This is a genomic window from Nonomuraea wenchangensis (assembly GCF_900111685.1).
Taxonomy (GTDB): Bacteria; Actinomycetota; Actinomycetes; order Streptosporangiales; family Streptosporangiaceae; genus Nonomuraea; species Nonomuraea wenchangensis.
Genome location: NZ_FOHX01000002.1, coordinates 546,688 through 571,472 on the forward strand (window position 1 = coordinate 546,688; position 24,785 = coordinate 571,472).

At 70.8% G+C, this 24,785-nt stretch carries 31 protein-coding genes and 1 tRNA gene; 14 read left to right on the forward strand and 18 right to left on the reverse strand.

Features of this window, described 5'->3' with window-relative positions; genetic code table 11:
• Positions 1–40 precede the first annotated feature (40 nt).
• A complete protein-coding gene (locus tag BMW85_RS06600) occupies positions 41–565 on the forward strand; it encodes a hypothetical protein (RefSeq protein ID WP_091078165.1) in 525 nt (174 codons plus the stop codon).
• Complete coding sequence (locus BMW85_RS06605) at positions 558–1,097, forward strand: hypothetical protein (RefSeq protein WP_091078167.1); 540 nt, start codon at positions 558–560, stop codon at positions 1,095–1,097. The genes BMW85_RS06600 and BMW85_RS06605 overlap by 8 nt, the downstream gene beginning before the upstream one ends.
• Here BMW85_RS06605 and BMW85_RS06610 read toward each other — a convergent pair whose 3' ends face one another.
• Positions 1,098–1,721, reverse strand: coding sequence for a TetR/AcrR family transcriptional regulator (locus BMW85_RS06610; RefSeq protein WP_245774658.1), 624 nt, complete (start codon positions 1,719–1,721; stop codon positions 1,098–1,100). It abuts the gene before it with no gap.
• Positions 1,722–1,778: 57 nt separating this feature from the next.
• Here BMW85_RS06610 and BMW85_RS06615 point away from each other — a divergent pair, with 57 nt between their 5' ends.
• From BMW85_RS06615 to BMW85_RS06625, 3 genes are read left to right on the forward strand one after another with little or no spacing between them, the layout of a single operon-like run.
• Positions 1,779–2,171 carry a VOC family protein gene (locus tag BMW85_RS06615; RefSeq protein WP_091078171.1) on the forward strand — a complete coding sequence of 131 codons (393 nt, stop codon included), beginning with the start codon at positions 1,779–1,781 and terminating at the stop codon, positions 2,169–2,171.
• Positions 2,168–2,623 (forward strand): cupin domain-containing protein, encoded by a 456-nt coding sequence (locus tag BMW85_RS06620; RefSeq protein WP_091078174.1) that lies wholly within the window; start codon positions 2,168–2,170, stop codon positions 2,621–2,623. The genes BMW85_RS06615 and BMW85_RS06620 overlap by 4 nt, the downstream gene beginning before the upstream one ends.
• On the forward strand, positions 2,620–3,327 hold the full coding sequence (locus tag BMW85_RS06625) for a hypothetical protein (RefSeq protein ID WP_091078176.1): 708 nt from the start codon (positions 2,620–2,622) through the stop codon (positions 3,325–3,327). The genes BMW85_RS06620 and BMW85_RS06625 overlap by 4 nt, the downstream gene beginning before the upstream one ends.
• A gap of 24 nt (positions 3,328–3,351) precedes the next feature.
• Here BMW85_RS06625 and BMW85_RS06630 read toward each other — a convergent pair whose 3' ends face one another.
• The 4 genes from BMW85_RS06630 to BMW85_RS06645 form a co-directional block, all read right to left on the reverse strand.
• Positions 3,352–3,615 (reverse strand): hypothetical protein, encoded by a 264-nt coding sequence (locus BMW85_RS06630; protein WP_091078179.1) that lies wholly within the window; start codon positions 3,613–3,615, stop codon positions 3,352–3,354.
• 106 nt (positions 3,616–3,721) lie between these two features.
• Complete coding sequence (locus BMW85_RS06635; RefSeq protein WP_091078181.1) at positions 3,722–5,374, reverse strand: DNA recombination protein RmuC; 1,653 nt, start codon at positions 5,372–5,374, stop codon at positions 3,722–3,724.
• Between the two features lies 1 nt (position 5,375).
• Positions 5,376–5,777 carry an Rv1352/Rv1906c domain-containing protein gene (locus tag BMW85_RS06640; protein ID WP_091078183.1) on the reverse strand — a complete coding sequence of 134 codons (402 nt, stop codon included), beginning with the start codon at positions 5,775–5,777 and terminating at the stop codon, positions 5,376–5,378.
• A gap of 405 nt (positions 5,778–6,182) precedes the next feature.
• Positions 6,183–7,421: an NsdA family TPR-like regulatory protein gene (locus BMW85_RS06645; protein ID WP_218155688.1), complete on the reverse strand. Its 1,239-nt coding sequence runs from the start codon at positions 7,419–7,421 to the stop codon at positions 6,183–6,185.
• A 178-nt stretch (positions 7,422–7,599) separates the two neighbouring features.
• On the opposite strand from BMW85_RS06645, the gene BMW85_RS06650 reads away from it, so the two are divergent.
• Both BMW85_RS06650 and BMW85_RS06655 read left to right on the forward strand, forming a co-directional pair.
• Complete coding sequence (locus tag BMW85_RS06650) at positions 7,600–7,836, forward strand: hypothetical protein (RefSeq protein WP_091078186.1); 237 nt, start codon at positions 7,600–7,602, stop codon at positions 7,834–7,836.
• Positions 7,833–8,162, forward strand: a complete 330-nt coding sequence (locus tag BMW85_RS06655) for a hypothetical protein (protein ID WP_091078188.1) — start codon at positions 7,833–7,835, stop codon at positions 8,160–8,162. The genes BMW85_RS06650 and BMW85_RS06655 overlap by 4 nt, the downstream gene beginning before the upstream one ends.
• A 55-nt stretch (positions 8,163–8,217) precedes the next feature.
• Here BMW85_RS06655 and BMW85_RS06660 read toward each other — a convergent pair whose 3' ends face one another.
• From BMW85_RS06660 to BMW85_RS06670, 3 genes are all read right to left on the reverse strand, one after another.
• Positions 8,218–8,916 carry an HIRAN domain-containing protein gene (locus tag BMW85_RS06660; RefSeq protein WP_091078191.1) on the reverse strand — a complete coding sequence of 233 codons (699 nt, stop codon included), beginning with the start codon at positions 8,914–8,916 and terminating at the stop codon, positions 8,218–8,220.
• Positions 8,917–8,971: 55 nt separating this feature from the next.
• Positions 8,972–9,838, reverse strand: a complete 867-nt coding sequence (locus BMW85_RS06665) for a HipA domain-containing protein (RefSeq protein ID WP_143082118.1) — start codon at positions 9,836–9,838, stop codon at positions 8,972–8,974.
• Positions 9,839–10,001: 163 nt separating this feature from the next.
• A tRNA-Lys gene (locus BMW85_RS06670) sits at positions 10,002–10,075 on the reverse strand.
• Positions 10,076–10,176: 101 nt separating this feature from the next.
• Between BMW85_RS06670 and BMW85_RS06675 the strand changes: the two genes are divergently transcribed.
• Together BMW85_RS06675 and BMW85_RS06680 are read left to right on the forward strand one after the other, a co-directional pair.
• Positions 10,177–11,016, forward strand: a complete 840-nt coding sequence (locus BMW85_RS06675) for an AAA family ATPase (protein ID WP_091078197.1) — start codon at positions 10,177–10,179, stop codon at positions 11,014–11,016.
• Positions 11,009–12,382 carry a vWA domain-containing protein gene (locus BMW85_RS06680; protein WP_091078199.1) on the forward strand — a complete coding sequence of 458 codons (1,374 nt, stop codon included), beginning with the start codon at positions 11,009–11,011 and terminating at the stop codon, positions 12,380–12,382. Before BMW85_RS06675 ends, BMW85_RS06680 begins: the two co-directional genes overlap by 8 nt.
• On the opposite strand, the gene BMW85_RS06685 is transcribed toward BMW85_RS06680, so the two are convergent.
• The 3 genes from BMW85_RS06685 to BMW85_RS06695 all read right to left on the reverse strand — a co-directional run bounded on the left by BMW85_RS06685 (position 12,363) and on the right by BMW85_RS06695 (position 13,995).
• Entirely contained in the window at positions 12,363–12,767 is a 405-nt protein-coding gene (locus BMW85_RS06685) for an FmdB family zinc ribbon protein (protein ID WP_091078202.1), read from the reverse strand. The two genes, BMW85_RS06680 and BMW85_RS06685, sit on opposite strands and share 20 nt — an antisense overlap.
• Positions 12,764–13,123 carry a hypothetical protein gene (locus BMW85_RS06690; protein WP_143082119.1) on the reverse strand — a complete coding sequence of 120 codons (360 nt, stop codon included), beginning with the start codon at positions 13,121–13,123 and terminating at the stop codon, positions 12,764–12,766. The genes BMW85_RS06685 and BMW85_RS06690 overlap by 4 nt, the downstream gene beginning before the upstream one ends.
• Before the next feature lie 98 nt (positions 13,124–13,221).
• On the reverse strand, positions 13,222–13,995 hold the full coding sequence (locus BMW85_RS06695; protein ID WP_091078206.1) for a nuclease-related domain-containing protein: 774 nt from the start codon (positions 13,993–13,995) through the stop codon (positions 13,222–13,224).
• 167 nt (positions 13,996–14,162) lie between these two features.
• On the opposite strand from BMW85_RS06695, the gene BMW85_RS06700 reads away from it, so the two are divergent.
• Complete coding sequence (locus BMW85_RS06700; protein ID WP_091078208.1) at positions 14,163–14,771, forward strand: TetR/AcrR family transcriptional regulator; 609 nt, start codon at positions 14,163–14,165, stop codon at positions 14,769–14,771.
• On the opposite strand, the gene BMW85_RS06705 is transcribed toward BMW85_RS06700, so the two are convergent.
• Genes BMW85_RS06705 through BMW85_RS06715 form a run of 3 tightly spaced genes read right to left on the reverse strand, consistent with a single transcriptional unit; the run spans position 14,730 to position 18,161 of the window.
• The gene (locus BMW85_RS06705) at positions 14,730–15,791 is read right to left on the reverse strand and encodes an acyl-CoA dehydrogenase family protein (protein ID WP_091078211.1); all 1,062 of its coding nucleotides are present in this window, start codon (positions 15,789–15,791) and stop codon (positions 14,730–14,732) included. The genes BMW85_RS06700 and BMW85_RS06705 overlap by 42 nt on opposite strands.
• Entirely contained in the window at positions 15,788–16,951 is a 1,164-nt protein-coding gene (locus BMW85_RS06710) for an acyl-CoA dehydrogenase family protein (protein ID WP_091078213.1), read from the reverse strand. The genes BMW85_RS06705 and BMW85_RS06710 overlap by 4 nt, the downstream gene beginning before the upstream one ends.
• Positions 16,952–16,958: 7 nt before the next feature.
• Complete coding sequence (locus tag BMW85_RS06715) at positions 16,959–18,161, reverse strand: acyl-CoA dehydrogenase family protein (RefSeq protein WP_091078216.1); 1,203 nt, start codon at positions 18,159–18,161, stop codon at positions 16,959–16,961.
• 106 nt (positions 18,162–18,267) lie between these two features.
• Here BMW85_RS06715 and BMW85_RS06720 point away from each other — a divergent pair, with 106 nt between their 5' ends.
• Positions 18,268–18,849, forward strand: a complete 582-nt coding sequence (locus tag BMW85_RS06720) for a GNAT family N-acetyltransferase (RefSeq protein WP_091078218.1) — start codon at positions 18,268–18,270, stop codon at positions 18,847–18,849.
• Positions 18,850–18,900: 51 nt separating this feature from the next.
• On the opposite strand, the gene BMW85_RS06725 is transcribed toward BMW85_RS06720, so the two are convergent.
• Positions 18,901–19,455, reverse strand: a complete 555-nt coding sequence (locus BMW85_RS06725) for a TetR/AcrR family transcriptional regulator (RefSeq protein WP_091078220.1) — start codon at positions 19,453–19,455, stop codon at positions 18,901–18,903.
• Positions 19,456–19,540: 85 nt separating this feature from the next.
• Here BMW85_RS06725 and BMW85_RS06730 point away from each other — a divergent pair, with 85 nt between their 5' ends.
• Positions 19,541–20,701 (forward strand): FAD-dependent monooxygenase, encoded by a 1,161-nt coding sequence (locus BMW85_RS06730; RefSeq protein ID WP_091078223.1) that lies wholly within the window; start codon positions 19,541–19,543, stop codon positions 20,699–20,701.
• On the opposite strand, the gene BMW85_RS06735 is transcribed toward BMW85_RS06730, so the two are convergent.
• The 3 genes from BMW85_RS06735 to BMW85_RS06745 form a co-directional block, all read right to left on the reverse strand.
• On the reverse strand, positions 20,676–21,611 hold the full coding sequence (locus tag BMW85_RS06735; RefSeq protein ID WP_091078224.1) for a DMT family protein: 936 nt from the start codon (positions 21,609–21,611) through the stop codon (positions 20,676–20,678). The two genes, BMW85_RS06730 and BMW85_RS06735, sit on opposite strands and share 26 nt — an antisense overlap.
• Positions 21,612–21,743: 132 nt before the next feature.
• Positions 21,744–22,118: a VOC family protein gene (locus tag BMW85_RS06740; protein ID WP_177240523.1), complete on the reverse strand. Its 375-nt coding sequence runs from the start codon at positions 22,116–22,118 to the stop codon at positions 21,744–21,746.
• Positions 22,119–22,232: 114 nt separating this feature from the next.
• Complete coding sequence (locus BMW85_RS06745) at positions 22,233–22,589, reverse strand: PRC-barrel domain-containing protein (protein ID WP_091078227.1); 357 nt, start codon at positions 22,587–22,589, stop codon at positions 22,233–22,235.
• Positions 22,590–22,768: 179 nt separating this feature from the next.
• Between BMW85_RS06745 and BMW85_RS06750 the strand changes: the two genes are divergently transcribed.
• Positions 22,769–23,584, forward strand: coding sequence for an SAM-dependent methyltransferase (locus tag BMW85_RS06750; RefSeq protein WP_218155689.1), 816 nt, complete (start codon positions 22,769–22,771; stop codon positions 23,582–23,584).
• 230 nt (positions 23,585–23,814) lie between these two features.
• A complete protein-coding gene (locus BMW85_RS06755) occupies positions 23,815–24,693 on the forward strand; it encodes a DMT family transporter (protein ID WP_091078230.1) in 879 nt (292 codons plus the stop codon).
• Positions 24,694–24,785: the final 92 nt, after the last annotated feature.

Consider the following 24,785-nt stretch of genomic DNA (forward strand, 5'->3'; position numbering starts at 1 on the left):
TCGGGCATCATGAGAGTTCCGCCGGAGAGGAAGGACGGGTATGGCATTCGCGGTGGCCCGGACGAGGGACGAGGCCCATCTCTACTTCGACCTGCACCCGTGCGCCTGCGGGTCGGTCGACACCACCTGGCGCAGCGGCCTGGTGAACGTCGAGGGGACCCTGGCCAACCGCTACACGGGGGTGTGCGAGGTGTGCGGGGCGGCCCGCGAATACGTGTTCGGGCTGCCGGAACAGCCGGTGGTGCCGTCCGGCTACCCGACCTTCGGCGGTCCTGAGCCGTCGGAGCTGCTGGACGCGGGCGAATGGCTGTGGGTGGCCGACCTCACGGCCGGCAACGTCCCCGTCGACGACAGGGACGAGGCGCTGCGGTCGCTGCGGGTCGCGGCGGCGGCCGTCGAGGAGGCCGTCAAGTTCGTGCCGCCGGGCGCGGACGCGGTGCCGGACGACGGCTTCTGGTCCGAACGCGGGCGGCTGGTGCGGGCGGCCGAGCCCGGCAGGTTCGCGCTCGACCGGCTGCTGGTCGTCCGCGACACCTACCAGGAGCTGGCGGGCCGTTATGCCTGAGCGCGGGCTGGCGCGTTCGCTGGTGGAGGCGTACGTGCACTTCGACCTGGTCCGGCCGCGGGGCTCGGCGGCGGCCGAGGTCGCGCACGAGCCGGACGGGCTGGTGCTGCGGCTGGGCGAGGCCGAGGTGCTGGTGCCGTACGAGGCGGAGGAGGCGGCCCGCGAGCAGGGGCTGACGTTCGGCGCGGGCCTGTCGGAGCTGCTGGACCCCGGCCAGTGGACGCTGGTCGCGGCCACCTACGCCGGCCGCGCCCTGGAGGGCGGCCTGATGTACGCGGCCGGCGCGGCGGCCGGCGATGACGCCTACGAGCGGGTGGCGACCAACTGGCGCTTCGCAGCCGACGCCGTGGCCGAGGCGCTGAAGTTCTTCCCCGAGGGCGCCGCCGAGCTGCCCGCCGAGGCGTTCTGGAGCGAGGAGGGCCGGACGCTGCGGGAGTCGGAGCCCGCCCGGCTCACCCGCGAGAAGCTGGAGCGCGACCTCACCTTCTACCGGCGCAGCCTGACCGACTTCCAGCGCCTGCGCACCCCCTGATCAGGGGGCCAGCAGGCCGTGGGCGAGCTGGTCGGCGGCCCAGTCCTCCCACTGCGGGGTCGTCCAGCCGCATTCGCGCCGCATCACCAGGAACAGGTCCGGTGACAGGATCCCGACGGTGATGTCGGTGGCCCGGCGTTCGGTCAGGCCGGGCCGCAGGGCCCCCAGGCGGGCCAGGATGGCGACGACCGTCCCGTGGGCGGTGTGCCGCTCCCGGCTGTTCGCGGCCCATTGGGCGGCCATGCCGGCGTCGCCGGCCGCCGCGTCCCGCACCACTGCCAGGACGGGGGCGACCCGGTCGAGGATGACCCCGCTCTCGTGCACCCATCCTCCTACGACCTTCACCGGGTCCTCCGTCGCCTGCAAGGCCACGAACCAGGGCCGTCCCAGGAGCGGCACGGGCTCGTCGTCCCCTGCGCTGGCGACGTCGACCACGTGCTTGAGCAGCTCGCTCTTGGTGCCGTAATGGAAGTAGACCGTCTGCACCGACACCTCGGCCGCGTCGGCGACCAGTTGGAACGTCGTCCCGGCGTAGCCGCGTGTGACGAACAGCTCCTGGGCGGAGCGCACGATGCGGTTTCTGGTCTCCGCCGAACGGCGTTTCGGACTTTTCGCCTCTTCCATTTGTTTAGGGTAGCACTTTAGAGTGTGACCTTAGAGTCTCACTACAAGAGGTGGATCATGGTGCTCTTAGGCGGGTTCCATCACGTCAAGCTGCCGATCTCCGACGTGCACAAGAGCCTGGAGTGGTACCGCCGCGTGCTCGGGCTCGAAGTGGCGATCGAGTTCGTCGAGGACGGCGTGCTGCGCGGCGTGGCGCTGACCGACGCCGGCCGTACGCTCATGCTCGCGCTGCGCGAGGAGCCCGACCGGGCCGCCGGCTGGCACGGCTTCGACCCGGTCGCGCTGGCCGTGCCGAGCCTGCAAGCGCTCCGCGCCTGGTCCGAGCACCTGGACGAGCTCCAGGTGGGTCACTCCGGCATCGCCGAGGGCAGCGTGGGCTGGCTGATCGGCGGCATCACCGACCCCGACGGCATCGAGATCCGGCTCTACACCCAGCAGGAGCGGCCATGAGCGCCCTCCACCTGCCCGCCGGCGCCGGCGCCGGCCATCACTTCCTCGGCACCACGATGACCGTGAAAGCCGGCGAACCGGAGACCGGCGGCGCCCTGACCCTGATCGAGCAGGAGTGCCCACCGCATTTCGCCACTCCCTGGCACGTGCACCAGAAGGACGACGAGGCGTTCTACGTCCTGTCGGGCACCGTCCGGCTCTACTGCGGCGACCGGACCTGGGAGGCGGGATCCGGCGACTTCGTCCTGCTGCCCCGCGACCTGCCCCACGCCTTCGCCAACCGCCAGGACTCCCCGCTCCGCCTGCTGCAACTGACCTGGCCTGCCGGCTTCGAGCACTTCGCGGCCGACATCGCCGACCTCACCGGCCACGCCCCTGACCCTGACCTGCTGACCGAGGTCGCCGCCCGCCACGGCTACCGCATCATCGGCCCATTGGAGGAAAAATCATGAAATATCAAGCCAGCGGAAATGCCGCCCTGACGGCGGCCCTGACCCTCGCCCTCTTACCCGCCCCCGCCGCCGCGTCCACCGCTCCCCCTCCGGACACCTGCCAGGTCGGCTTCGTCTGGCGGGAAGCGCGACCCACCGACCACGTCTGCGTCACCCCGAAGGTGCGCGAACGGACCCAGGTGGAGAACCGCCTCAAGTACACCAACTGGGTCACGGGCGCGTACGGCCCCCACACCTGCGTGAACGGAACGGTCTGGCGGGAAGCCTTCACCGGCGACGACGTCTGCGTCACCCCGCGCAGCCGCGACGAGGCGCGGCAGGACAACGCCCAGGCCGCCGACCGCCGGGTCACGGCCAAGCTGTGGATCTCCACGTACCGGCTGGGCCCCGTCGACAACGGCGACGGCACCGCCAGCACCACCTCCACCGACGACATCCCCCGGCTGAAACTGAACGGCAGCCACTTCAACCCGGGCCAGGTGAAGGTGTTCATCTACTACAACACCGGCAAGCTCTTCTGGAGCGGCACGGTCACGGCCACGCGAAACGGCGGGTACGCCGGCGGAAGCTTCGGCAAACGAACCGGCAAGGTCGACTGCTCGATCCCGGGGAAACCGGGCAACGCCTACGCCCGCGCCCAGGACGTCACCTCCGGCCGCTGGTCCGCCTCCGTCCCGGTCCGCGTCGGCTGCTACGTCTACTGACCCCCGCCGCGCCAGAAAGCGTCGTCAGAAGAGGAGGTTCTCCACGCCGATCCCCGTGGCCGCGAGCACGGCGGAGACGGACGTGATGGCGAGCACGACGAGAGCGCACCCGCTCGAACTGGAGGAGGTATTCGCGTTCATTTTGGCGGCGGCCTGGTGATAGAGCTTCACAGCGGGGTCGTTTTCGTCGTCATAGTCACCATCGTGGTAGGCGACCATCTTCGCGATGCACAATGCGCAGAGCTTTCCCTCCGACACCGCACCGCCGCAACCGTTGCACTGCTCCATATGCTCAACCTCCGCCTGGTCCGATTGCCGGAGAATATCAACCAGGCGGAGCTTTACAAGGCCGAATGATGCATATCCCCTGCATTGTCAATCCGCATATCGCCGTTCAACCGGCGAGTCCATTCTCCGTGCCTGGCGCCGGCGGGATCGCTCGGACACCCGCCATGGCGCCGGCCGATTCCACGAGCTCCGGGCTGCCGAGGGGCCGCGTGCTCTGCTCGGCCGCCTTGAGCTCGACCAGTTGGCTTTCCACGACCTTGAGGGTGTGGAACTTGCGCGCGGTCACCATGACCCGCCCCTCCATCGACCCGACCGTGTCGTTGTACGCCTTGACCGACCGGTCGAGTGACCTGCCCAGGGTGTTGAGGTGCCCGCCCATGACAGAAAGCCTGTCGTACAGTTCGCGGCCCAGTTCGTAGACCTGCTTGAGGTTGTCCTGCAGTGCCGCCTGCGTCCACGCGAACGCCACGGTGCGGAGCAGCGCGATGAGCGAGGTCGGCGTCGCGATCAGGACGTTCCTGCCGGCCGCGTACTCGAGCAGGGTCGGCTCTTTCTCCAGCGCCGGCTGGAGAAAGGCATCGCTGGGCACGAAAAGCACGACGAACTCCGGAGAAGCGGCGACCTTCCGGAAATACTCCTTGCCCCCGAGCGCGTCCACGTGCTGGCGCAACTGCCGGGCGTGGTCGGCCCAGTGCCGGTCCACCTCAGTCTCGTCATCGGCCTCGATCGCCGACATGAACGCGGCCATCGGAACCTTCGAGTCCACGACGACATGCTTGCCACCCGACAGGTGGATCAGCATGTCGGGCCGGAGCGAACCTTCGCCGTCGGCGAAGTGGACCTGGGTGTCGAAGTCGCACCGCTCGACCAGGCCCGCCTGTTCCACGGCCCTCTTGAGATGCATCTCGCCCCACGACCCGCGCACCTGCGGCTTCTTGAGCGCCTCGACGAGCGCCCTGGTCTCCTTCCTGGTCCGCTGGCCCTCCTCGGTCAGCGTGGCCAGCTGCTGGCTCAGCGTGGCCTCGGCCGCGACACGCGTGGTGGAGAACTCCTTGAGCTGCCGGTCCATCTCCGCCAACTGATCGCGGACCGGCTTGCCGGCCGCGCTCAGTGTCGCCTCGGCCTTGGTCACCAGCTCGACCTGAGACTGCTTCAGCATCTCGTTGGTCGCCGCGCGCAGCGTCTCCTCCAGGAGCCGGTTGTTGTCCGAGCGGGTCTGATCGAGCTCCTGGCGGACGGCCTGCACGGTCGCGGCCTGCTCCAGCAGCGCCTGCTTCTGCATGACCGACTCGGCCAGCTGCGTCTTCAGGTCCTGGATCTCCGAGCAAAGGACCGCCTCCTTCGCCTTCAGCGCGGTGATCGAGAGCTCGGCGTCGCGGAGGCGACGGCCGGCCTCCGCTCCTCGCGCCTGCTCCGACTGAAGTCCGACGCGCATACGCTCCGCGTCGGCCAGCTCAAGGCGGAGGCTGTTCCGAGTCGCCTCCAGCTCGGCGCCGAGCCGGCCGAGTCGCTCGTCCAGCGTCCTGCGCTCGGTCAGGGCGGCGGTGTGCGCCTGGCTCAGATCGGCCAGTTGCCTCTGGGCCCTGTCCCGTTCGAGGCGCAGCGCAGCCGCCTGCTCGGCGGCCTGGGTCCGCTGCTCCTCGGCGAGCTTCAACGCGACCCGCTCGTCCGCCGCGCGGCCACGGGCGACCAGATAGGCGATCGTGGCGCTGACCAGCGCGAGCACGATCGCCAGTACGACGAGGGAGAAGGAAGTCATCTCAGCCCACCCGCTTCCAGTCCTGGCACCCGCTGGTCTCGAAGAACTCGCCCTTCTTCACAGTCACCCTGGTCTGGCCCTGGACGTTGCCGTTGGCGATGATGGCGGTGAGCTCGCCGGAGGCGTTCTTCAGGCGGGCCCAGTAGCAGTTGGGACCGTCCGCCCCGGCCGTCTTGTAGGTGCCGGGCTTGATCTCCTCACCGACGAGATACTGACCGTCACCGGAGAACGTGGTCTGCGGGCCGTCTTCTCCCTCCGAGTCCACCACGGGCTCAGCGGTGACCGTCTCGGTTGCGGCAGGAGCCGACTCGGCCTGCGTGGTCTCGGTCACCGTGACAATGGGGCGCGGGGAGGCCGAGGTCCCGGTCTCGCCACCCGCGCCGATCCCCACGCCGATGATCAACGAGACGATCGCAGTCAGGCCGTGGGCCAGGAAACGCCGGCGTGGACGGGCCGGGGGCACTATGGGGCCGGCAGGCTGCCAGCCGGGCTGAGCGAAGGGCTGCTGATATGGGGGCTGAGGGTGGGGACCCGTGCCGGGGTTGTGGTTGGTCATGTCGCGTCCTCTCGCGGTCGGACTTCTGCGTCCGAAGGGGTTGGCGAGAGAACTGTTTCTCAGGCTCCTTGATGAGCACTAAATTAATTCCGATAACCCCCCATATCGACATTTGTTATGGACGAGGTATTCCACAACTACCCGCCCGACCAGGAGGCGAAGGCCATCGATCTGGCCATCCGGCAAATAAACTTCGCCAGCATTTGGTCCAAGAACGGCAGGGTCAGGTGACCTTCCCCCCTGGTTGGGGTGTCATGAAGGCTGGACGACAGAGGCGCAGAGCTCGCGGTACGCCTCGCGCAGCTCGGCGGCCTCGGGTGTACGCCTTGTCTCCAGGCCACGGACCACCTCGGCTGCCCGCCAGTAGTTGGAGGGTACGAGGAGTCCGCTCGTCATCGCGGCGAGAGTCAGATGTCCCGCCTCGTCGGGCTGGTCGGCGGCCAGGAGCGCGAGAGCCAGGTCGAGCCGCGCGGCCACGGCCCTGCGCGGCCGTGGCGGGCCGTCGCTCGTTGACTCCAGCCGGGCGAGCACTCCTCGGGAGTACGGCTCGGCCGATGGATCACCGAGCCAGCACAAGGTGGTCGCGAGGTAGGCGTCGGACTTGGCGGGGTCGTACCGGTAGTGATGTTCGGCCCGGTCGGGGACGTGCAGAGGTTCGACGAGCCGCATCAGCCGGTTCAGCGTCTCGTGGGTCTCCCGGGCCTGGCCGAGGCGGGCCCAGGCCCGGCCCTCCTGGGCGGTCGCCTGGATGTACGCCGAGCTGCCGCTGGGCGCGACTCGTTGCGCCGCCTGGGCGAGGGTCAGGGCTCGTCCGAAGTCGCCTTCGGTGAGGACCTGCCACGCCTCCGTCTCCAGACACCAGGCGGCGATCTCGCGATGCTCTGTTTCCTTGGCGAGCTGGGCAGCCGTCCGAAGCCGTGCGGCGGCGGCCGGAAGCCGGCGCAGGTCGATGAGGCAGGTCGCGGCGAGGAGAGAGAGCCAGCCGCCGGCCACCAGGAGCCGCCGATGCTCGGTGAGCGTCTTCTTGGAGTCCAGGAGTTGGGAGACGTAGGAGAGGTGACGGCGCACCCGCGCCAGCAACTCGCGAGGCGGCGTCCCGGGGTAGGCCACGGCCAGGTCATCGACCGCCAGTTCCAGCCGTTCAAGGGTCTCCCGCCCGACCTCGGTCGCGGCGGCGCGGCGAGCCAGTTCCAGAGCGTCCCACTCGTCGTCACCGGCGAACCCGAGGTTGTGAGGGTTGTGCTCGAACAGCTCGTCCTCGGCAAGGTCGAAGGCGCGGGCGTACAGGAGGCGGTAGGGGTCGTCGGGCTGGTTGTGTCCGGCCTCGTACGCCTTGATGCGGCGGACAATGCTCTCCCTGGAGGGGAGCCGGGCTCGTACGTCGTCGTCGGCGGCCTCGGCCAGACGGCGGGCCATCTCTTTCTGGCTCCAGAACCGGTTGCGGCGCTCGGCGCGCAGCCGTACGGCCCATGCGGGGGGTTCTGTGACCACCGCCAACACCTCGCTGTCAGACCAGGGGGACGTGCTGACCACCCTTAGTGTCCCCCCATCACATTTGTGATCAAGGGATTACTCACCGCTGTAATCGGAGGTGACGAGATCGAAACCGGGGTCAGTAGACGCTGGCACCGCCGTACGGACCCCTTGATCAGGATGGTGGTCCTGACCCATGACACACGATAGGACTGTCGCCGCCGTAAGTTCGGTGTTCGCCGGATGGCGGATCATGCGCAGCGACGCCGGGCGGTTCTGGGCGACCCGCGAGCGACCGTTCCCCCGGGCCGTCGAGGACGCGGGCGCACACCGTACGGTCGATGCCGACGACCTGGTGAGGCTGTGCCAGGCCATCGCGGAACAGGAGGGCATCGCCGAGCAGGCGCGCCCGTCCGCATGGAAAGCCCGGTGACCGCGTCCGCCGCCGTTCTCGCTCCACCGGATGTCTTCACGGACGAGGACTGTCCTGGCATCTCCCCGCATCCGGCCGTCCCGAGTCCCGGTCGTACGGCGCTGCGGTGGATCGGGCAGGGAGTCGCGCCCGGCCGGGTCGTCGCCTACACCTGCTCCTGCCGGATGACCGCCTACGAGTTGGTCGCCTGCGGCGGCGTCTACCAGATCCGCCGCCGCACCCTTCCCCGCCGAGGCGTCCCGCCCGTGTCCTGGACGGCCGATCGGTGGCGCCGCGGGGAGGCACTCGAATGGTGGCGCCGCCTGCTCGCCGGCCACGCCCGATGAGCCACTCCGCAGTGAGGGACGCAAGCGCGGCCCGTTGCGCCTGCTCGCCCACTGATCACGAGAACGTGGCCCACTCCTCACCGCGGAAAGGCGCATACCGGGAGGGCACCCTGCCTTCGAGCCGAACCCTCATCCTCAGATTCAGGGGCGTGTCCGACCCGTTGACCTGGGCGACGCGAAGGGTCATAGCCCCGGCGTCGCGGACCTGGTGGACGTAGTCGAGCAACAGATTGGGGACGTATCCCAGCTCGCCCCCATCTCGGGTGACCAGCAAGGCCCGGGGATTGACCGGATTGGCGGGCTCAGGGCGCAGCGCCAGTTCGTCGTCTTCGACAAGAGCGGCGATCCTCTCCTCTGCCCCGCTCTTGTACCTGACGCCGTGAACGAAGAAATCTGTGGAAGTAGAGCCATCCGCAGCTACGTGAGGCTCCGGGACGAGGAAGATCGAGTCGCCCGCGCGCCGTCCTCCGGAACGGCCGAGCACCCTGAGCGGAGGAGCACCCTTCGACAGGCCCAGGACCGTGAGGTAGCTGTCATAGTCAGGTCGCTTGGGGTTCATCAACCGCTGACTGAACATCGGAAAGAGGGTCGAGGAGGTATAGCGGCGCTCCAGATCCTCGAAACCGAAGATTGGGCGGAAGCCACCGATGTCCATCACCCTCCGAAAGTAGCTGAAGGTGAAACCGCCGTCAGCGCTCTCCAGGATGCCGACCGGCATGATCTCGCGCGAGACCGGATCCTGCTGAGCCACCACCAGTCGAGGGGAACTCACCGCCTCATGGGTGCACGACGGTGAGGACTGGGCTGAGCTAGCCATCGAGCAGCCTCCTCCTGTTGGCGTCCACAAGCTCTACGGCGAACCTACGCGCCGCCTCTGACATTTCCGGGATGGACGCAACCGCCATCTCAACGCGATCTTTACGACAGGCGTGGAGCCGGTCAAGCCAGTATCGCCGAACCGATCCGCCTACCAGCGCCAATGCCGTTGCGGCGAAGTCCGTCAACGGCACCTTACGACATCCCTCGAACCGCCATGCGGTCCCACGCCTCAGGTGAGCTTCCCACTCCCTGCCTTTGGCCAGCAATCGCGTCCGTTTGGCGTCTGCGAGACTGAATCCCAGGCTGGTGGCGTGATCGTAGGAGGGACACAACCGTCGGTCGTCCTGTTCTCGGCCGATCAGGACCGCCCAGTTGGCCGGGTGCCGATCGCGGTTCGCGATCAACGCGTCCAGCATCGTGTAACCGGCGAACACCTCGAAGGCGCCGAACTCTTCAGGCCCGTCGAACCCCGGTGGATGCCGGTAACCCTCAAGCGCTGACCGGATATTGAGCAACGTGTGTCCTTCGTGACTCTTGTCCATGGGGTCGTGGTCTCTCCCCAGGAAGCTTGTGAGCAGGAGGAACCCGGGCTGCAACTCCCATCCGGGCAGGGTCACGTCGTAGGAGACGCACCCGCGGCGACCCGACCGAACCGCCAGGTCGATCTCAGCGCTGGGGACGCCCAGCTCGGCAGCCAGCACCGCGGCGAGCTTCTCCGGCCAATGATCCGCGCGCTCCGCGTCATCGTTGCGCACATTCGGCTTGAAAAGTGCCCGGCGCCCGAACACCGGCTGGATCAGCCAGATCTTCTCGTCGGAGCCCTCCGGCTCATAAAGATCGACGGCCCAGTCGGTCACGTCTAAGACGGGAAAGGGAAAGGCCACGCCAGGAACCGTACAGGCACGACACTGCCGACGACGGCTCAATCGCGCCGGCCAGGACCGCCACCCCTTGAGGCGGCGAAGCGCCTGGAAACAGAGAAACCCCAGGCCAAGACATCGACCTGGGGTTTCTGTGCGGTGCGCCGCCAGGGACTCGAACCCCGGACCCGCTGATTAAGAGTCAGCTGCTCTGACCAACTGAGCTAGCGGCGCCTTGCACGAAGGAATATACCGGTCATCCCCATCCTGGTCGAATCGGTCAAAGGCGACGCTCAGTTGCTAGAATAAAGTTCGGCCCGCAGACAGGAGCATAGATGTTCGACTCGCCCGCCGACGTGACGGAACGGCTCGCCGCCGTGGACTACCTCTCCGACGACGCCATCTCCACCTCGGTGTTCCTGGCCGCGGCGCTGGGCAAGCCGCTGCTGGTGGAAGGCCCGGCCGGGGTCGGCAAGACGCAGCTCGCCAAGGCGGTCGCCGCGGCGACCGGGTCCGAGCTGATCCGGCTGCAGTGCTACGAGGGTCTGGACGAGGCCCGCGCCCTCTACGAGTGGAACTACAAGAAGCAGCTCCTCCGCATCCAGGCGACCAGCGCCGACGACGACATCTTCACCGAGGAGTTCCTGCTGGAGCGCCCGCTGCTCAAGGCCATCAGGTCCGACCGGCCCACCGTGCTGCTCATCGACGAGACCGACAAGGCCGACGTCGAGGTGGAGGGCCTGCTGCTGGAGCTGCTGTCGGACTTCCAGGTGACGATCCCCGAGCTCGGCACCGTCGTGGCCCGCCGCCGGCCGTACGTCGTGCTGACCTCCAACGCCACCCGCGAGCTGTCGGAGGCGCTCAAGCGGCGCTGCCTCTACCTGCACATCGAGTACCCGACGCCGGAGCGGGAGCGCGACATCGTGCTCAGCCAGGTGCCGGGCATCCGGGGCGACCTCGCCGAGCAGCTCGCGAGGACCGTCGCGACGATGCGGGCGCTGGAGCTGAAGAAGGCCCCGTCGGTGGCCGAGACCGTCGACTGGGCCAACACCCTGCTCGCCCTCGGCAGGGAGGAGCTGGACGAGGCCACCGTCGCGGGCACCCTGGGCGTGGTGCTCAAGCACGCCGCCGACCACACGCGGGCGGTCAAGGAGCTGGGGCTTCCCGATGCCTGAGGCCGGCTCGCTGGTCGATCGGCACGTCGGGTTCGTACGGGCGCTCCGCGAGGCCGGGGTGCCCGTGTCGGTCGCCGAGGGGCTGGACGCCGCCAACGCGCTGCGCGTGGTCGAACTCGTGGACCGGGAGTCGCTGCGGGCCGCGTACGCGGCGACGCTGGTCAAGAAGCCCGCCTACCGGCCGGGGTTCGACGTGCTGTTCGACCTCTGGTTCCCGGCCACGACGACCGGGCTGCGCGCCCCGCGCGAGGAGCCGCTGGACCCGGAGACGGCGACCGTCGAGGAGCTGCGGGCGTACCTCGCGCAGTTGCTGACCGACGGCGGCGAGGCCGAGATGCGGGCGTTCGCGCAGGCCATGGTGAGCAGGTTCGGGCGGCAGCAGGCGTCCGGGCCCGGCCGGCAGAACTGGTTCTCCTACAGCGTCCTGCGGGCCCTGTCCCCCGAGACGCTGATGGCCCGCATCCTGCGCGAGGTCCTGGCCGGGCAGGAGCGCGGCGGGCTGGCGGAGAAGACCGTGCGGCAGCGGGTCAACTCCGGGATCCGGCGCTTCGAGGAGGAGGTGGCGACCGATGTCCGCCGCCGCATCGCCGAGGACTCGGGCGTGGAGCGCATCGCCCGCTCCGCCGTACGCCCGCCGCTCGACCAGATCGACTTCCTGCGCATCACCAAGGCCGACCTGTCCCGGCTGCGCAGGGAGGTGCACCCGCTGGCCCGGCGGCTGGCGGCGCGGCTGACGATCAAGCACAGGAAGGGGCGGCGCGGGCGGCTCGACTTCCGCCGCACGGTGCGGGCCTCGCTGCAGAGCGGCGGCGTCCCGCTGACCACGCACTTCAAGCCGCCCCGGCCGCACAAGCCGGAGCTGGTCATCCTCTGCGACACCAGCGACTCGGTCTCGTCGTTCGCGCACTTCACGCTGCTGCTGACGTACGCGCTGCGTGAGCAGTTCACGAAGGTGCGGGCGTTCGGCTTCGTGGACACGGTGGACGAGATCACCCGGTTCTTCCAGCCCGGCGCGGACGTGGTCGAGGCGATGACCCGGCTGGCGAACGAGGCCGACATGGTCCGCTTCGGCCGCACCAACTACGGCCACAGCCTGGAGCGTTTCGCCGAGCGCTACTGCGACGCGATCGGTCCCAAGACCTCGCTGCTGATCCTCGGCGACGCGCGCTCCAACTACCAGCCGCCCGCCCTCGACCTGCTGAAGTCGCTGGCCGGCAAGGCCCGTCACGCCTACTGGCTGAACCCGGAGCCCAAGCAGCAGTGGGACACCGGCGACTCGGTGGCGAGCGACTACGCCACGATCGTCCCGATGTACGAGTGCCGCAACGTCGCCCAGCTCACCGCGTTCATCGAGACCCTGGCCTGACGGTCAGGTCCGCGTCCGTCGCCCCGCACACCGGGCAGGCGGCGAGGGCGGTGTCCGCGCGCAGCGGCGTGCCGCAGGCCGCGCACCGGCCCTCGTACGCGAGCCGGCCCCGCCCGTCCCTGGCTCCGAGGCGCGGCAGGGCGGCGGCCACCGCCGGATGCCGCCAGGCGGGGGTCTTGCGTCCGGGGGCGGGGCCGCGGACCGCGAGGAACAGCCGGGACTCCGTGCCGAGCGCCGGCTCGTACGGCAGGCGGCGGGCCAGCGCCTCGCCGAGCACGTCCCGCAGCCGGTCGTCGGGCAGGGCCAGCAGCTCCGGCAGCAGCCGCTCGACGGTGATCCGCGCCACGGCGTCACGCAGCTCCTCCAGAGGCAGGTCCTCGTTCATGTGAGGTACGCCGGCTCGTCGCAGATCGGGCAGCGGACGCGCTTGCGGCTGCCGGCGAGGCTCACCCGGCAGCGCGCGCAGCCGCCGCTCTGCACCAGGCCCCAGTCGACGTCGCGCCGGTCGCCGCCGTAGTGGGCGGCGTCGGGGTAGGCGACGGCGGTGTAGCCGGGCGGGCCGGCCCAGCGGCCGGTGCGGGGGTCGCGTTCGCGGGTGGCGACGGCCAGGAAGTAGCGGCTCCCGGGGGCGTCCTCCGGGGTGCGCGCCTCGAAGACCTGCCGCAGCAGGTGGGTCAGCCATTCGTCGGGCAGCGACCGTAAGTGGGTGACCAGTGTGTACGGATCAAGCGATTCGGACATGAACCGATGATCGCAGCCGTCGTGCCGCCGGACCATGGACCGGCGGCACGATCGGCGATCCCGGCCGGGGCCGAGCCGGGATCGCGGGGAAGGTGGTCTCAGGCGGCGGCCTTGAGCAGCTCCTTGGCCGCGGTGCGGGTGAGCAGCTCGATCTGCTCGTCGGTGTAGACGCGCCCCTCAACGGCCTTGATGACCTTGGAGGCGACGCGCGGCTTGAGCACCGTCAGCCCCTCGGCCACGAAGACGCCGCCCCTGGGCAGCAGGCCGCAGTGGACCGCGAGCATGGGCGAGATCGTCACCTGGACGCCGGTCTCGCGGGTCAGCAGGTCGCCGAACGACTCGGCGGTCTTGACGAGCTTGCTCGCGTAGGTGGAGCCGTATTTCTCGCCGAAGAACAGCCGTCCGCCGTAGACGTTGATGTCGGTGTCGGGGCTCCAGGACTCGTTGTCCACGATCCACACGCCGGCGGGGCCGATGATCAGGTGGTCGATGGACGCCTCGCCCTTGACCGCGCGCCCGTCGAGCACGGTGTAGCCCTGCCGGCCCAGGGAGCGGCGCAGGAGGCGGGCGGTGATGGTCTCACCGTGCTTGGCGCCGCGCCAGACGGCGGTGGCGTGGAAGGCGCGCCAGTCGAGATACCAGTCGACCGCGGCCACGAGGGCGGCGACCAGGAGACCCACCAGGACCGAGGCTCCGGAGAGGTCGAAGCGCAGGGCCACCGCGACGCCGACGACGAACCCCACGCCCGCCTTGACGTATCTGGACCTGCGGCGGTTTGTGGCGTCCTCGCGCCACAGTTTCTCGTACCACCACTGCGCGGAATTTCCTGTGTATTTGTCGCTTGGCTGCACGTAGATCGAGCCACCGGGCACGGCAAACTCCCCCAAAGAGTAGGAAATGTGCAGGATCTGCCACGCCGAAGATCCCTCGCTGGTCATGGGATACCCGGCTCGCAACCAAGGCAAGCCTAAGGTGAGACGATTGGCACCGGCAAGCAGGGTGGCCCCTGCGTCAACCGACCAGTCGGTATGCTGTCCCGGTGACCAAGGGGCAGCATGGGAAAGACGAACCGGTCCGGCAGCGACTGCTCGCCGAGGCGACCCGGCTGTTCGCCGAGCGCGGGTTCGAGGGCACCTCCGTGCAGGAGATCGTCGTGGCGGCGGGCGTCACCAAGGGCGCCATGTACCACTATTTCGACTCCAAGGATGACCTGCTGCGCGAGATCTACGGCCGGGTCCTGCGCATGCAGCTCGACCGGCTCACCCGGATCGCGGGCGGCTCGGGCACGATCGAGCAGCGCCTGCACCGCGCCGCCGCCGACGTCGTCGAGACCACGACCGCCAACCTCGACGACTCCAAGATCTTCTTCCGGTCGATGCACCTGCTCGCCCCGGAGACCCAGAAGACCGTACGCGCCGAGCGCCGCCGCTACCACGAGCGTTTCCGCGACCTCGTGGCCGAGGGGCAGCGCACCGGCGTCTTCTCCGGCAAGGTCCCCGCCGAGCTGGTCGTCGACTACTTCTTCGGCTCGGTGCACCACCTGGGCACGTGGTTCCACGCGGACGGGCCGCTGACCGGCGCCCAGGTGGGCAGGCACTTCGCCGACCTACTGCTCGCCTCCCTCGGGGCCGGGCACGTCGACGAGTGAGGCCAGGGCGGCCCGGTGGTCGCCCGGCGTGCCGAGCGCGATCTCCGAGGACTTCGCGCGCTTGAGATAGAGATGTACGGGGTGCTCCCACGTCATCCCGATCCCGCCGTGCAGCTGCACCGCCTCCTCGGCCACGCGCACCGCGACCCCGGCGTTCCACGCCTGCGCCACGGCCACCGAGACGGCCGAAGGATCGGCCACCGCGTTGCGGGCCGCGGCCCGCGCGCGTACGACGTCCAGCCACAGATCGGCCAGCCGGTGCTTGATCGCCTGGAAGGAGCCGACGGGCCGGGCGAACTGGTGGCGCTCCTTGACGTAGCCGAGCGTCGTCTCCAGGCACCACTCCGCCACGCCGAGCTGCTCGCTGGCCAGCAGCGCCGCGCCGAGCCGCAGCACGGCGGCCAGGTCGCAGGCTCCCACGTGCCTGGCCTCGGCCCGGTCGAAGGTCACCGTGGCTACCGGCCTGGTCAGGTCCAGCGACGGCCCCGCCGTCACCACGGCCGCCGCCGCCTCGACCGCGTACAGCTCGCCGTCCACGGGCACCAGCAGCACGTCGGCCGCGTCCGCCCCGGCCACGCCGGTGACCGTGCCGGACAGCCGGCCGCCCTCCGCCCGCACCGCCGAGCCGCGCTGCGGCCGGTACGGCGAGGCCGCGAACGACACCGCGAGCGCCGCCGTACGTCGTCCTTCGGCCAGCTCGCCGAGCAGCGCGTCCCTGGTGGGCAGCAGCGCCCGGGTGGCGAGCACCGCGCTGGTGAGGAACGGCACCGGCGTCACGGCCCGGCCCAGCTCCTCCAGCACCACGCCCGCCTCGCCAGGCCCGGCTCCCGCGCCGCCCAGCTCCTCGGGGATCAGCAGCCCGGCCACGCCGATCTCGCCGGCCAGCGTCTTCCACAGGTCCAGGTCGGCCGGCTCGGACTCCACCCGCTTGAGCACGGCGGCCGGCGGGCAGCGGTCGGCCAGCAGCGCGCGCACGCTCGCGCGCAGTTCCTCCTCGATCTCGGTGTAGAGCAGGGTCATCGCGGCAGGTCCTTCCAGGGCACGTCCTTGTCGACGCGGGGTTCGGAGGGCAGGCCGAGCACCCGCTCGGCGATGATGTTGCGCAGGATCTCCGACGTGCCGCCTTCGATCGAGTTGCCCTTGGCCCGCAGGTAGCGGTAGCCGGGCCCGCGGCCGAAGAAGTCGACGTCCTCGGAACGCCGGAACGCCCAGTCGTCGTAGCCGAGGTCGCGGTTGAACTCGACGTCGAAGCCGGTCAGCGCCTGGTTGAGCTTGGCGAACGACAGCTTCATCCCCGACCCCTCGGGCCCCGGCTGCCCGGCGGCGAGCTGCTCGCGCAGCCGCGCGCCCGACAGGCGGGTGACCTCGGCCTCCACCCACAGCGACAGCAGCCGCTGGTGCAGGTCGTGGGTACGCAGCTCGGGACGCTCGCGCCAGGCGTCGAGCACCGTCGCCATGACGCCGCCGCCGCGCCGGGTGGGCGCGCCGCCGATGGCCACGCGCTCGTTCATGAGCGTGGTCTGCGCGACCCGCCAGCCGTCGCCGACCTCGCCGAGCCGCAGGTCGTCGGAGAGCCGCACCCCGGTGAGGAAGACCTCGTTGAACTCGGCCTCGCCGGTGATCTGCCGCAGGGGCCGCACCTCGACGCCGGGGGCCTGCATGTCGCACACGAAGTACGTCAGCCCGCGGTGCTTGGGCACGTCGGGGTCGGTACGGGTGACGAGGATGGCCCAGCGGGCGTGGTGGGCGCCGGACGTCCACACCTTCTGGCCGTCCACCACCCACTCGTCGCCGTCGCGTACCGCGCGGGTGGCGAGCGTGGCCAGGTCGGAGCCGGCGCCGGGCTCGCTGAAGAGCTGGCACCAGATCTCCTCGCCGGTCCACAGGGGGCGCAGGAAGCGGCGTTTCTGCTCCTCGGTGCCGAACGCCAGGATCGTCGGCGCGGCCATGCCGAGCCCGATGCCCTGCTTGCCGCCGTTGATCTGCGGGGTGTCGGCCAGCTCCCGCTCGACGACCTGCTGCAGCTCGCGGGGCGCGCCGAGCCCGCCGAGCCCCTTGGGGAACCACACCCACGCGAGCCCGGCGTCGAACCTGGCCCGCAGGAACTCCAGCCGGTCCCCCGCCGGGTCGTGCCCGGCCAGGAACTCCGCCACCCGCTCCTTGATCTCCGCCTCGTTCACCTCTGCCTCACATCCATTTCTTGAGCTCGCGGTAGGCGAGTGAGCGCTTGTGCACCTCGTCGGGGCCGTCGGCGAGGCGGAGCGTGCGCGCGTGCGCCCAGAGCGCGGCCAGCGGGAAGTCCTGGGAGACGCCGCCCGCCCCGTGCACCTGCACGGCCTTGTCGAGGATCCACTCCACGGCGATCGGGGTGGCGATCTTGATGGACTGGATCTCGGTGTGGGCGCCCTGGTTGCCCACCGTGTCCATGAGCCAGGCGGTCTTGAGCACGAGCAGCCGGAGCTGCTCGATGCGGATGCGAGACTCGGCGATCCAGTCCTGGACCACGCCCTGCCGGGCGACGGGCTTGCCGAACGTGGTGCGCGACAGCGCCCGCCGGCACATCAGCTCGACCGCGCGCTCGGCCATGCCGATGAGGCGCATGCAGTGGTGGATGCGGCCGGGGCCGAGGCGGGCCTGGGCGATGGCGAAACCGCCGCCCTCCTCGCCGATGAGGTTCGCGACCGGGACGCGGACGTCCTCGAAGACGACCTCGGCGTGGCCGCCGTGGTCGGCGTCGGTGTAGCCGAAGACGTGCATGCCGCGCTTGACGTGCAGGCCGGGCGTGTCGCGCGGCACCAGGACCATGCTCTGCTGGCGGTGCTTCGGCGCCTCCGGGTCGGTCTTGCCCATGACGATGAAGATCTTGCAGTTGGGGTTCATCGCGCCGGAGATGAACCACTTGCGGCCGTTGATGACGTACTCGTCGCCGTCATGGACGATGGAGGTGGCGATGTTGGTGGCGTCGGAGGAGGCCACGTCCGGCTCGGTCATCGCGAAGGCGGAGCGGATCTCGCCGTCGAGCAGCGGCTGCAGCCACTCCTTGCGCTGCCATTCGCTGCCGAACATCGCCAGCACTTCCATGTTGCCGGTGTCGGGGGCCGCGCAGTTGGTGGCCGCCGGGGCGATGCTGGGACTCCGGCCGAGGATCTCGGCCAGCGGGGCGTACTGGAGGTTCGTCAGCCCGGCGCCGTGCTCCCCCGGGAGGAACAGGTTCCACAGGCCGCGCTTCCTGGCCTCGTCCTTGAGGTCGTCCAGGAGGGGTGGCAGGCTCCAGCCGCTCTCGGCCGCCTGCTCCTCGAAGGCCGCCTCGGCGGGGTAGACGCACTCGTCCATGAAGCGGAGCAGGCGTTCCCGCAGGTCCTCGGTGACTTGGTCATAGGCGAAGTCCATGGCGTGAGCCTACCGACCGGCCGGTATGAGTGTCGACAGGTGGATCCCCATAAAAACCGTCATGTGGCCATCATCTGGGCCAAGCCGGGCCGCCTAGGGTTGCCCCATGACCGCCACGCTCCCTCAGCCCGTCGTTCTCGAGAACGACGTCGTACGGCTCGAACCGCTCGCCCTCGCCCACGTCCCCGACCTGTTCGCCGCCGGCGGCGGTGACGACGAGGTCTGGCGCTGGCTGCCGGTCGCCACGCCGCGTACGGAGGAGGAGCTGGGCAAGACGGCGCTGACCCTCGTCCACGACGACCAGCACGTGCCGTTCGCCGTGATCGCGAAGGAGAGCGGCCGGGCGGTCGGCTGGACGACCTACGGCGACGTGCCCGGGTTCGAGGCCAGCGTCGAGATCGGCTGGACCTGGTACGGCCGCGCGGTCTGGCGCACCGCCGTCAACACCGCCTGCAAGCTGCTGCTCGTGGAGCACGCCTTCGGGCTCGGGCTCAACCGCGTCATGCTGAAGACCGACGTGCTCAACGTACGCTCCCAGAACGCCATCAGGCGGATCGGCGGCGTGCACGAGGGCACGCTGCGCCGGCACCGCAGGCGCCCGGACGGCACCTGGCGCGACACCGCCGTCTTCAGCATCCTCACCGAGGAGTGGCCGGAGCACCGCGCCCGGCTGCTGAGCCGCCCGTAGGGGCGGCCGCCGTCGGCGGGCGGCACCCGGGGCTCGGCACCCGCAGCGGGCTCAGCGGAGCATGCCCGTGAGCAGGTCGGCGACGGCCCGGCGCAGGTCGTCCTCGGCGGAGGTGCCGCCCGCGCCGGCGACGGCGTAGAACATCAGTCCCTCGGCGAAGGCCACGAGCTCGCCGGCGTGCCGCGCCGGGTCCGCCGAGCCCATCGCGGCCAGCAGCGCCACGGCGACCTCGCGGAAGCGGCGGCCCGCGAGGTCGTAGACCGCGCGCAGCTCGGGCCGGCGCGTGGCCTCCAGGGCCAGCTCGTAGCGGGCGAGCGTACGCCGGCGGTCGAGGAGCTGCGCGTGCAGCGCCCGCGCGACCACCCGGGCCACCCCGTCCGCGGTCACCGGGGAAGCGAGCGCCTCCGGGTCGAACACCGTGGACTCCAGCTCCGTGAGCCGGGCCAGCGTCAGCTCCAGCAGGGCCGCCCGCGTCCTCGCGAGGTTGGACGTGGAGCCGGGCGGCAGGCCCGCCGCCTCGTCCACCGCCCGATGGGTGAGGCCGCGCATGCCGCGCTCGGCCAGCAGGGCGATGGCCGTGTCCGCGACGAGGTCCGAGCGTTTCACGGCAGCCGATACTACAGGGGTAGTACCGCCTCACTACAGCTGTAGTACGCTGACACTACAGACGTAGTGAGCAGGAGGTCCTGACATGGCGCAGGCCGTCGTCATCGGAGCCGGCATCGGCGGTTTGACCAGCGCGATCGCGCTGCGGCAACGCGGCTGGGAGGTGACGGTGCTGGAGCGGGCGTCCGCGATCGAGCCGGTCGGCTCGGGGCTGGCGATCGCCGCCAACGCGCTCAAGGCGCTCGACACGCTCGGCCTCGGCGACCGCGTCCGCGCGCTGTCGCGGATCCAGGGCCAGGCGGGGATCAAGCGCGCCGACGGGCGCTGGCTCACCCACACCACCTCAGAGGCCGCGGCGGGCCGTTACGACGACTCGGTCGTGGTCCTGCCGCGGGCGGCGCTCATGGAGGTCCTGACCGGCGCGCTCGGCCCGGACGTCCTGCGCCTCGGCACCGGGGTGGCGGAGACGGACCAGGAGACCGGCGCGGTCCGCACCGAGGCGGGCGAGGAGCTGCGCGCCGACCTCGTCGTGGGCGCGGACGGGATCCGTTCCCGCACCCGGCAGAGGCTCTTCCCGGGGCATCCGGGCCCCGTGTACGCGGGCGTGACGGCCTGGCGCGCCCTCGTGCCCCGCGGCGACCTGGAGATCGGCGCCGCCGAGAGCTGGGGCAGGGGGCGGGTGGTCGGGGTGAGCCCGCTGGCCGGCGACCTCGTCTACTTCTACGCCACCGACGTGCTGCCCGAGGGCGTCGCCTTCGCCGACGAGCGGGAGGAGCTGATCCGCAGGTTCGGCGGCTGGCACGACCCGATCCCCGCACTGCTGCGGGCCGCCGAGCCCGCCGCGATCATCCGGACCGACGTGCACCACCTGGCCGAGCCGCTGCCCGCCTACCACCGGGGCAGGGTCGCGCTGGTGGGCGACGCGGCCCACGCGATGACCCCCAACCTCGGCCAGGGGGCCTGCCAGGCCGTCGAGGACGCGGTGGTGCTGGCGCACGCCGCCGGCGCGGGCGACCTGGACGGTTACACCGCCGCCCGGCTGGCACGCACCCGGCGGATCATGAAGCGTTCCTGGGACCTCTGCCGGGCCACGAAGGTGCGCAACCCGCTGCTCGTCGCGGCCCGCGACGCCGCCCTGATGCTGGCGACGAGGGCGCGGCCCGACCTGCTCGTCCGGTCGATGGACGAGGTGCTGGGCTGGCGGCCCCCGGAGGAGACGGTCAGTTCGCGTCCGAGGCGGCCGTGACCGCGCTCCCGGAGCCGGCGGCCGGGGAGGCGGCGGCCGGGGAGGCGGCGGCCTCGACCGGCGCGGCCGGGTTCGCCGGGACGACCGGACGGGTGTGGTCGGGGGCCAGGCGGCCCAGGGTGATCGTGCCGCCGATGGTCAGGGCGGCGGCCAGCAGCGCGGGGACCGCCGTGCCGGGGGCGGTCGGCAGCGGCTCGCCGAGCAGCAGCGCCCCGGCCAGCACCGAGGTGATGGGGTCGATGACCTGCACGCCCGCGTACGCGATGCCGAAGTAGCCCACCGCGTAGGAGCGCTGGAGCAGCACCACGGCGCACACCAGCAGCACGGGCACGGCGAGGGTGAACCAGTGGATCAGGCGCCCCCAGTCGCCCTCCAGGCCGCCGCCCACGACCCGGACGAACGTCGACACGCTCGCGGTGACCACGCCCGCCCCCACGGAGAGCACGATCGCCCGCCCCGCGCCGCGCATGCGGCCCGCCGCCACCTGTGTGACCAGCACGATCACGCCGATCACGGCCAGGAACCCGAGCGCCGCGCCGTTGCCGAGATGCGGCGTCACGTTGTGCTCGGGCACCAGCAGCATGAGCCAGAGCAGCCCCACGGCCACGGCGAGCGAGCCGAGGATCTCCGCCCGGTAGGGCTTGCGCCCGTACATGAACGCGGCCAGCGGCACCGCGAACACCAGCGTGGCCACGCTGATCGGCTGCACCACGACCAGCGGGGCGAGGCTGAGCGCCACGGCGTGCAGGCAGGCGCCGGCGAAGCCGATGACGCCGCCGATCCACCAGCGGGGCCGGCGGACCAGCTTGAGCGAGGCGCCCTCGGCCACGGCCTCGTACTGCTGGAGTGCCGCGCCGAGCGCGTAGCCCAGCGCTCCCACCAGGGCGATGAGCAGGCCGGCCCAGGTCATGGGCGCCGACGCGGGGGCAGAGATCCTTGCACGAGCATTGCTCCAGCTTAGGAGGACAGCGGAGCGGACGAATCATACTTTCGGCGGAACATTAGCTAGATATCGCCCGCTACCTGGGGGAACATCTTTCCTTCATGATGACTCGGGGCAGACGCAGAACGCGTGCCCGGCCGGGTCCTGCAACACGATCCAGCGCACCCCCTCCTCCGTGATCCCGGGCTGGAACTCGGGCCTGGTCGCGCCGAGCGCGACGTACTCCTCGACGGCCCGCTCCACGTCCGGCACCCGGAAGTCGAGGTGGAACTGCTTGTTCGGGCTGGGCCAGGTCACCGGCTCGCGCTCGGCGATCCGGCCGAAGTAGATGTTGGTCGTGCCGTCGCTCACGGCGGCGTACTCGTCCTCCGCGTACGTGATCTCCCAGCCGGTGATCGCGTGGTAGAACTCGGCCAGTGTCTTGGGCTCCGGGCAGTCGAGGGAGACCGCGAGAAGCTTCGCCTTCGTCGTCATGATTCGAGCCTTCCAGGCGTACCTGTCATCTTCCGTCAGGTACGCGGCCGGGTGAAAAAACGGCGAGGGGCCGCACCCTCTCGGGCGCGGCCCCTCTGAACGGCAGGTCAGGGATCACCGCGGGAACCGGCCGTAGTAGTCCCCAAGACTGGCGCGGTACTCGGGCTCCTTGAACCTGGCCTCGTCGAACTCGGGCGAGTCCTTGATCTCGGCCTTGGTGCGCGCCACGTGGACGTAGCGCTCCTGAGGGTCGATGCTCGTGATGACCTGAGCCGGGAGCATGACCTTCTTGCCGAAGATCCAGGGGCCGGTGTCGACGATGATGTAGCTCTCGCCGACCTCGTACGTCGCCTCATCGACAGACCCGATCTTGCCGTCCGTCGCCTGGACGTGGTAACCCACGAGGTCCAGGCTCTGGCCGCGGTCGTAGACGTCAGGACGATAGTCCCAGAGCTCCATGAGGTAGCTCATCCTCTCTCTTCCTCGTCTTCTTCCTCGGGCTCCGATCCACTACCCGGCAACGGGGGTCCAAACGTCGTGCCAAGAATTGACAAGAGGGCCTGACTGTCCTGACGAACCTCGGCCAGGCAGCGCGGCGGAGCGACCTGTGTGGATACGATCCGCGCATCCGACCATGACAAGGGGGTCAGGTGAGTCTCGACGGCGCGCAGGAGTGGGCACCGCCCGGGGTGGACACCTCGCGCTCGGCCATGGCGAGGGTGCACGACGCCCTGCTCGGCGGCATGGAGAACTTCGCCGTCGACCGCTCGGTCGCCCGCCGGCTCAAGGACGCGGTGCCGGAGGTCGTCGACCTGCTGTGGTGCAACCGCGCGTTCATCGGCCGGGTCGTGGACTTCCTCGTCCGCGAGGCGGGCATCCGTCAGATCATCGACCTCGGCGCGGGCCTGCCCACGGTGGAGAACACCCACGAGGTCGCCCAGTTCGCCGACCCGCTCTGCCGGGTCGTCTACGTCGATCTCGACCCCATGGTCGAGCCGCACGCCCTCGCGATCATGAAGGGCAACCCGTACGCCGACGCCGTCACGGCCGACGCCCGCGACGTCGCCGCCGTGCTCGGCCATCCCCGGCTGACCCGGCTCATCGACCTGTCGCAGCCCACCGCGATCCTGGCCATCGGGCTGCTGCACCTGTTCCCCGACGACGAGGACCCGCACGGGCTGACGCGCCGCTACATGGCGGCGCTGCCGTCCGGCAGCTATCTGGCCGCCTCCAACTTCATGGCCTCGCCGAGCCCCAAGGCCAAGGCCCTGGAGGTGCTGCTCCAGGCCACGATGGGCACCGGCTGGTTCCGGGAGCGGGAGGCGATCGCCGCCTACTTCGACGGCCTCGTGCTGGAGGAGCCCGGCGTGGTGCACTTCTCCGAGTGGCGGCCCGACGAGCGCGTGCCGGGGCCGCTCGCGCCCTGGGAGGAGCTGCTGCTCGGCGGGGTCGCGCGCAAGCCGTGAAGCCTGCCGCGAAGCCCACTCGGGCCCGCCGGGGAGCTCGCCGTTAATTCCTGCCACGCGGCCCCGGTCCCCGCTACGCTGATCCGCGTGCCGCGACGTCTGATCTGCTCTCCGCCTCCCGCCCGCTAGCGGGCGGCCTCTCACGCGACATCCGGGTCCTGGCGATCCGGGGGTGGTTGCTGCCCGCGTACGGGCCCTTTTTCCACCACCTCCTCCGGAGAGCTCCTGTCATGACCCATGTCTCCGCCCGGCGGGGCGCCGTCTACGTGTCCGTGGCCGCCACCGCCTGGGGCACCGGCGGCGCGGCCGGTTCGCTGCTGTTCGAGACCGGCGGGCTCGGCCCCGTCGGCGTGTCCCTGTGGCGTTACCTCCTGGGCGCCGCCTTCCTGCTCCTCCTCGCTCCCCGACCCGCCTCCCCCCGCCCGCTGAGCTGGCGGGTCCTGCCGATCGGGGCCGGGATGGCCGTCTACCAGACCGCGTACTTCGCCGCGATCGCCCACACCGGGGTGGCCGTGGCGACGGTCGTCACCATGGGCGCCACGCCCGTGTTCGCCGCGCTCGGCAGCCGCTTCCTGCTGCGCGAGCGGCTCGGCGCGCTCGCGCTGGGCGCGCTGGCCGCCGCGCTGGCCGGGCTGGTCCTGCTCACGGCGGGGACCGCGCGGGAGGCGGACGCCTCCGCGGCCGGCATCGGCTACGCGCTGGCCTCGGCCGCCGGGTACGCCGGGGTGACCCTGCTGACCCGGCTGTTCGCCCGGCGTCACCAGGACGACGCCGCGGGCACGGCGACCGGCGGGTTCGTCGTGGCGGCGGCGTGCCTGGCGCCGTTCGCGACGGCCGGCGACGTGCTGCCCGAGGTCAGCGTGACGTCGGTGGCGCTGCTGCTCTATCTGGGGGCGGTGCCGACGGCGCTGGCGTACGGGCTGTTCTTCCGCGCGCTGAGCGCGCTGCGCGCGACCACCGTCTCGATCATCTCGCTGGGCGAGACGGTGGGCGCGGCGCTGCTCGGCGTGCTGCTGTTCGGCGAGCGGCTGACGCCGCTCGCCTGGTGCGGATGCGCGGCGCTGCTGGCCGCGGTGGCGGTGCTCGCGGCCCGGCCCGAGGCGGGCTGAGCCCAGGGCGGAAAGCGGGGTGGGAGCGGTGTGGCGGTCCGGGCCGCCACATGAGTTAAGGTCCGGTACGGCGGCGCGTGCAGTGCCGTCGC

What these genes read in the sequence shown, in the direction of transcription:
- BMW85_RS06740 (WP_177240523.1), bottom strand. Translation starts at nt 22,118, where the DNA reads ATGACGACGAAGGCGAAGCTTCTCGCGGTCTCCCTCGACTGCCCGGAG.
- BMW85_RS06620 (WP_091078174.1), top strand. Translation starts at nt 2,168, where the DNA reads ATGAGCGCCCTCCACCTGCCCGCCGGCGCCGGCGCCGGCCATCACTTC.
- BMW85_RS06680 (WP_091078199.1), top strand. Translation starts at nt 11,009, where the DNA reads ATGCCTGAGGCCGGCTCGCTGGTCGATCGGCACGTCGGGTTCGTACGG.
- BMW85_RS06755 (WP_091078230.1), top strand. Translation starts at nt 23,815, where the DNA reads ATGACCCATGTCTCCGCCCGGCGGGGCGCCGTCTACGTGTCCGTGGCC.
- BMW85_RS06685 (WP_091078202.1), bottom strand. Translation starts at nt 12,767, where the DNA reads ATGAACGAGGACCTGCCTCTGGAGGAGCTGCGTGACGCCGTGGCGCGG.
- BMW85_RS06730 (WP_091078223.1), top strand. Translation starts at nt 19,541, where the DNA reads ATGGCGCAGGCCGTCGTCATCGGAGCCGGCATCGGCGGTTTGACCAGC.
- BMW85_RS06610 (WP_245774658.1), bottom strand. Translation starts at nt 1,721, where the DNA reads ATGGAAGAGGCGAAAAGTCCGAAACGCCGTTCGGCGGAGACCAGAAAC.
- BMW85_RS06715 (WP_091078216.1), bottom strand. Translation starts at nt 18,161, where the DNA reads ATGGACTTCGCCTATGACCAAGTCACCGAGGACCTGCGGGAACGCCTG.
- BMW85_RS06720 (WP_091078218.1), top strand. Translation starts at nt 18,268, where the DNA reads ATGACCGCCACGCTCCCTCAGCCCGTCGTTCTCGAGAACGACGTCGTA.
- BMW85_RS06630 (WP_091078179.1), bottom strand. Translation starts at nt 3,615, where the DNA reads ATGGAGCAGTGCAACGGTTGCGGCGGTGCGGTGTCGGAGGGAAAGCTC.
- BMW85_RS06745 (WP_091078227.1), bottom strand. Translation starts at nt 22,589, where the DNA reads ATGAGCTACCTCATGGAGCTCTGGGACTATCGTCCTGACGTCTACGAC.
- BMW85_RS06635 (WP_091078181.1), bottom strand. Translation starts at nt 5,374, where the DNA reads ATGACTTCCTTCTCCCTCGTCGTACTGGCGATCGTGCTCGCGCTGGTC.
- BMW85_RS06690 (WP_143082119.1), bottom strand. Translation starts at nt 13,123, where the DNA reads ATGTCCGAATCGCTTGATCCGTACACACTGGTCACCCACTTACGGTCG.
- BMW85_RS06675 (WP_091078197.1), top strand. Translation starts at nt 10,177, where the DNA reads ATGTTCGACTCGCCCGCCGACGTGACGGAACGGCTCGCCGCCGTGGAC.
- BMW85_RS06650 (WP_091078186.1), top strand. Translation starts at nt 7,600, where the DNA reads ATGACACACGATAGGACTGTCGCCGCCGTAAGTTCGGTGTTCGCCGGA.
- BMW85_RS06625 (WP_091078176.1), top strand. Translation starts at nt 2,620, where the DNA reads ATGAAATATCAAGCCAGCGGAAATGCCGCCCTGACGGCGGCCCTGACC.
- BMW85_RS06705 (WP_091078211.1), bottom strand. Translation starts at nt 15,791, where the DNA reads ATGACCCTGCTCTACACCGAGATCGAGGAGGAACTGCGCGCGAGCGTG.
- BMW85_RS06600 (WP_091078165.1), top strand. Translation starts at nt 41, where the DNA reads ATGGCATTCGCGGTGGCCCGGACGAGGGACGAGGCCCATCTCTACTTC.
- BMW85_RS06735 (WP_091078224.1), bottom strand. Translation starts at nt 21,611, where the DNA reads ATGACCTGGGCCGGCCTGCTCATCGCCCTGGTGGGAGCGCTGGGCTAC.
- BMW85_RS06605 (WP_091078167.1), top strand. Translation starts at nt 558, where the DNA reads ATGCCTGAGCGCGGGCTGGCGCGTTCGCTGGTGGAGGCGTACGTGCAC.
- BMW85_RS06615 (WP_091078171.1), top strand. Translation starts at nt 1,779, where the DNA reads ATGGTGCTCTTAGGCGGGTTCCATCACGTCAAGCTGCCGATCTCCGAC.